Source organism: Yoonia sp., assembly GCF_042093035.1.
Taxonomy (GTDB): Bacteria; Pseudomonadota; Alphaproteobacteria; order Rhodobacterales; family Rhodobacteraceae; genus Yoonia.
Map to the genome: position 1 here is coordinate 1 of NZ_JBELFI010000145.1, position 5,034 is coordinate 5,034.

Annotated in this window: 7 protein-coding genes; all 7 read left to right on the forward strand. The window is 53.8% G+C overall.

The annotated features are described in order from the left end of the window. Positions 1-663: hypothetical protein (locus ACFDSS_RS13340; protein WP_375256221.1), on the forward strand; the 663-nt coding region annotated here is incomplete at its 5' end. A 122-nt stretch (positions 664-785) separates the two neighbouring features. Then, positions 786-1,298, forward strand: a complete 513-nt coding sequence (locus ACFDSS_RS13345) for a hypothetical protein (protein WP_375256222.1) — start codon at positions 786-788, stop codon at positions 1,296-1,298. A gap of 93 nt (positions 1,299-1,391) precedes the next feature. After that, complete coding sequence (gene sufC, locus ACFDSS_RS13350) at positions 1,392-2,147, forward strand: Fe-S cluster assembly ATPase SufC (RefSeq protein WP_375256223.1); 756 nt, start codon at positions 1,392-1,394, stop codon at positions 2,145-2,147. Then, positions 2,147-3,433, forward strand: a complete 1,287-nt coding sequence (locus tag ACFDSS_RS13355; protein WP_375256224.1) for a SufD family Fe-S cluster assembly protein — start codon at positions 2,147-2,149, stop codon at positions 3,431-3,433. The genes sufC and ACFDSS_RS13355 overlap by 1 nt, the downstream gene beginning before the upstream one ends. Beyond that, positions 3,433-3,936 carry a YIP1 family protein gene (locus ACFDSS_RS13360; protein ID WP_375256225.1) on the forward strand — a complete coding sequence of 168 codons (504 nt, stop codon included), beginning with the start codon at positions 3,433-3,435 and terminating at the stop codon, positions 3,934-3,936. The genes ACFDSS_RS13355 and ACFDSS_RS13360 overlap by 1 nt, the downstream gene beginning before the upstream one ends. A 44-nt stretch (positions 3,937-3,980) precedes the next feature. Beyond that, positions 3,981-4,529 carry a YIP1 family protein gene (locus tag ACFDSS_RS13365; RefSeq protein ID WP_375256226.1) on the forward strand — a complete coding sequence of 183 codons (549 nt, stop codon included), beginning with the start codon at positions 3,981-3,983 and terminating at the stop codon, positions 4,527-4,529. Beyond that, the coding region (locus ACFDSS_RS13370; protein WP_375256227.1) for an aminotransferase class V-fold PLP-dependent enzyme at positions 4,526-5,034 on the forward strand (509 nt) is incomplete at its 3' end. The genes ACFDSS_RS13365 and ACFDSS_RS13370, both read left to right, overlap by 4 nt.

The window sequence follows — 5,034 nt, forward strand, 5'->3', positions numbered from 1 at the left end:
AGGCTAACCGCAATTTCAATTGCACATAATGAACGCCCGGATACCAAACCTAAGCTTTCCGACGTACTTTCAACGGCATCGACGGAGCCACCAAAGGTTACTTTGCCTGACAAAGAGCATGCGCTTGTTGAAAAGTGCTACCGTGATGCGCGATTCATTCTTGAATACGGCAGTGGCGGTTCCACCGTTATTGCGCTTGAAACCGGTGCCGAATGGGTGTTCTCAGTTGAGAGCGATCCCGTCTGGACAATGAATATTTCAACCGTATTGCAGCGAAATTATCCCGATGCGAATTTCTCAATTCACTACGTTGATATTGGTCCAACCAAAGAATGGGGCTGGCCTCAGTCTAATACGCGTCAGAAAGTCTTCCACCGATATGCGACGTCCGTTTGGGATATTCCGCATTTCGTTGAACCTGATGTTGTGCTGATTGATGGTCGCTTCCGGACCGCGTGTTTTTGCACGACAGTCATGAAATCCAAGCGCCCCAAAACGGTTCTTTTTGACGATTATGTAGATCGTCCGGAATATCATTGGATCGAAGATATTCTGCCTGTTTCTGAGATTGTGGGTCGCATGGCGCGCTTTGACCTCAAGGAAAGCATTGACGTAACCCCTCATCTAACCAAAATTGCGGGGAGCTTTGTCGATGCACGATAGATCTTTCCATTGGTGCCGCAATGGCACATTTGGCGAAAACCAAATAGGCTTCATCGTTGCGTGTCATTGCCAAAGTGCCCAATCCTTTGCTATTGCTCAGGAAAGATCGGGGAGCACGCTAAATGGCGGCACGCAAGCAGGACATCAACGACTTTCGCGCGCGGTTGAAGAATATCGACAATCCGCGCAACAAAGGCTACTTCGATCCGAATTTGGGCATAGAGGTGCCCAAGAAGGTCCAGCGGCCCAAAGCGCCCAGACCCAATATCGAGGATTCGATTCTGTCTGTGCTGATCGTTTCGACCTTTCTTGGCGTTGTTTCTATGGTCTTTGCAGAGGCCGTGCGCGTTCGCTATTTCGAGATGACAAACAGCACCGCAGGCGCGGTGTTCGTCGATGTGATGATCGGGCTCTGGGCTGTGTTGATCGTGTCGCTTTGGTTGGACAAGCGCTGGATTTCGGAACGCTTCGCGCAGGCCTTCGGGATCGGGGCAATGGCGGTCGGCAGCCACAATCTGATCTGGCGCTGGCCCGACGCGATGGCCTATATCTACACCGACGCCCACGTTGCGGACGTGACCCAAAATACGATCAAATACTCACTGGAGTTCGGAAGCACCGTTTTCTCTTTCTGAACACATTGAAATCAGACGGTTTGACCCTGCACGCTTGCGCGCAGTCAGGGGTGAAATCCGTGCCTAACACTTAGACATCCTGAGGAGACCAAGATGCTCACGATCAAAGACCTGAAGGTCAAACTGGAAGACGAAGACAAGCAAATCCTCAAGGGCGTTGACCTGACGATTGAGCCCGGCACTGTCCATGCGATCATGGGGCCGAACGGGTCTGGCAAGTCAACATTGTCTTACGTGCTGTCCGGCAAGGGTGGCTATGAGGTGACCGGTGGCAGTGCAATGCTGGAGGGGCAAGATCTGTTGGAAATGGAAGCAGAGGAACGGGCGGCGTTGGGCCTGTTTCTTGCGTTTCAATACCCCGTTGAGATCCCCGGCGTCGGTAATATGACTTTCCTGCGCACGGCCGTGAATGCCCAGCGTAAGGCCCGTGGCGAAGAAGAGCTCAGCGCCGCAGATTTTCTCAAGGAAGTCCGCGCCAAGGCGAAAAGCTTGAAAATTGACGCCGATATGCTGAAGCGTCCGGTAAATGTGGGCTTCTCCGGTGGTGAGAAGAAGCGCAATGAAATTCTACAGATGGCGATGCTTGAGCCTAAGATGTGCATTCTTGATGAGACCGATTCCGGTCTCGATGTGGACGCGATGAAATTGGTCGCTGAAGGCGTCAACGCGCTGCGCTCAGAAGGCAGATCTTTCCTTGTCATCACGCATTACCAGCGGCTTCTGGACCACATCAAGCCGGACATCGTACATATCATGGCCGATGGCCGCATCGTCAAAACCGGCGGACCGGAGCTGGCGCTTGAGGTCGAAAACAACGGCTACGCCGATATTCTGGCAGAGGTGGCCTGATGGCACTTGCGCAAGTGAAAACAGATATGACAGAGGCGCGTCTTGACGGTGTCAGCCTGCCGCAAGGGGCGGCATGGTCCAATGCTGTGCGTACCGATGCGATGGCGCGCTTGCGCCAGATGGGGTTGCCCACCAAGCGGGATGAATATTGGAAATATACCGACCCGTCATCGCTCACGACCGCCGACGCAGCACCTGCGGCGCTCTTTTACAACGACGAAGGTCCGCTTTTTGCGGAGGTTGACCGTGTGAAGATTGTCTTTGTCGACGGGGTTTTTGATGCAGAGGCATCAGATGATCTCAAGGCCGAAGGCGTTGAGATTGAACGTCTGGCCGAAGCGGCGCAGACCGACATTCATTGGGTCAAGGAGCTCTATGGCGTGTTGGAAGCGCGCGGGCAGACCCCCGTGGCCCGTCCGCTTGCGGCTTTGAATACGGCGTTGGCAACTGATGGTGTTGTTATTCGTGTCACTGGCCGGACTGAAAGGCCGATCAACTTCATTTATCTGCATAAAGATGAAAGCTCTGATGCGATTTTGCACAATGTGGTGAAGGTCGAGGCGGGTGCCGAAGTCACGGTGCTTGAAACCGGTCCTGCTGCGGCGCGTTTTTCCAAGCTATTGGAAGTGGACGTGGCCGAAGGGGGTACTTTCAACCACGTTCGTGCGCAAGGTCGCGACCATGAACGTCGCGCTGTAACACATTGCTTTGCAAGGATTGCAAAGGATTCCACTTTCAAGTCATTCACTTTGACCTTCAACGGGGTTCTGACCCGCAATGAATGCATTCTTGAGATTGTCGGTGATGACGCGGTGGCACACGTGGCTGGTGCGTGTGTCGGGGACGGCAGGGATTTCCATCACGATGACACAGTCTTTATTACCCATGACGCGGTGAATTGCGAAAGCCGTCAAGTATTTAAGAAAGTCCTGCGCAATGGCGCAACGGGCGTCTTTCAGGGCAAGATTCTTGTGAAGGCAGGCGCGCAAAAGACAGATGGCTATCAAATCAGCCAGTCGCTCTTGCTGGATGAGGACAGCCAGTTTCTTGCCAAGCCAGAGCTTGAAATCTATGCCGATGATGTGGCCTGTTCACACGGCTCGACCTCTGGTGCGATTGATGAGACGGCGCTGTTTTATCTGCGTTCGCGTGGGGTGCCCCATGATGAGGCCCGCAATCTGCTGACACTGTCATTCCTTGCGGAAGCTCTGGATGAGATCGCTGATCCGGCACTTGCCGAGGAACTGCGCGACCGCATTGAGGCCTGGTTGGATCGTCATAACTGATGCCTGTCACAACTGACATAGTGCGAACCTGGCGTCGGCCACGGGCTGTCATCCGCGACCTGCTGGCGCAGGGCCGCCGTGAAGACCGGGCAGTCGTCTATTTGATGGTGAGCTGCTTTTTGATTTTTGTCTCTCAGTGGCCGCGCCTAAGACGGGTGGCTGAAGGGTATGAGCCATCGCCCTGGCCTGCGGAAGTGAACTTTGAAGGGATGATGACCTACACGTTCTTTGCGGCGGTCATCGTGTTGCCCCTGGTGATGTATGGCCTTGCTGCCTTGTCTCATCTGGTGGCAAAGCTGTTTGGCGGACAAGGATCATGGTTTGGTGCACGGCTTGCTCTTTTCTGGACGTTGCTTGCCACGTCGCCGATCATTTTGTTTTTCGGTTTGGTGCGCGGTTTGATCGGTCCGGGCACACAAGCCTTGCTCGTCGGTGCTATTGGTGGTTTGGCATTTGGCATCATCTGGATCCAATGCCTACGCGAAGCAGAAAGCAAACCATGACATTTAGTTTTCAATCCTGGATGCGGGCCGTATGGGAAAGCATCATGGAACCCACAAAAATGGCTCAAAAGGCTATTGATCTAAACCTGCCGCGTGAAGCGTTCTGGACGGCATTGGCTTTGGTGGCGGTGTTGAATGTGATCCTGCTCGCTGCTTTGCAGATGCTGTCACCCGCTCGTATCGCCTTTGAACAGCAGGCTTTTTCGTTGTCGCCGTTTGCCTATGTCGCCATCGTCGGGATCTTTTTGGCGCTGTTCGTTCTGGGTACGCTCTACACGGGCAAATTCATAGGCGGGACAGGGACGCTGGCGGGAACATTGTCCATCGTCGTCTGGTTTCAGTCGATCAGCCTGACGCTTGAGGCAATCCAGCTTGTTCTGGTACTGCTGAGCCCGGCGATTGCATCAATCTTCGGGATGTTGTCCTTGGGTGCGTTGGCTTGGTGTTTTGTGCATTTTATCAATGTTTTGCACGGCTTTAATAGTCTCGGAAAAGCGGCTGTGACAGGGGTTCTCGCACTTATCGGAACGGCGATGGTGGCCGGGCTCATCATGGCGATCCTGGGGCTTGGCCCAGCTGGTGGATTTGCATGAGCTATGAGATTGAAAAAATTCGCGCTGATTTTCCCATTCTGTCGCGGACGGTGAACGACAGGCCGCTGGTGTATCTCGACAATGGGGCATCGGCGCAGAAGCCGCAGGCGGTGATCGATGCCGTCACCCGCGGCTATGCGGAAGAATACGCAAATGTGCATCGCGGTTTGCACTATCTGTCGAACCTTGCCACCGAAAAATATGAAGGTGTGCGCGGCATCATCGCACGCTTCCTGAATGCTCCTTCCGAGGATGAAATCATCATCAATTCCGGCACGACGGAAGCCATCAACATGGTGGCCTATAGCTGGGCGATGCCGCGTTTGCAGGCCGGTGATGAAATCGTCCTTTCGATCATGGAGCATCACGCCAATATCGTGCCGTGGCATTTTCTGCGCGAGCGGCAAGGTGTCGTGATTAAATGGGTTGATGTGGATGCCAAAGGTGATCTTGATCCGCAAAAGGTGATTGACGCGATTGGTCCTAAAACCAAACTGGTCGCCGT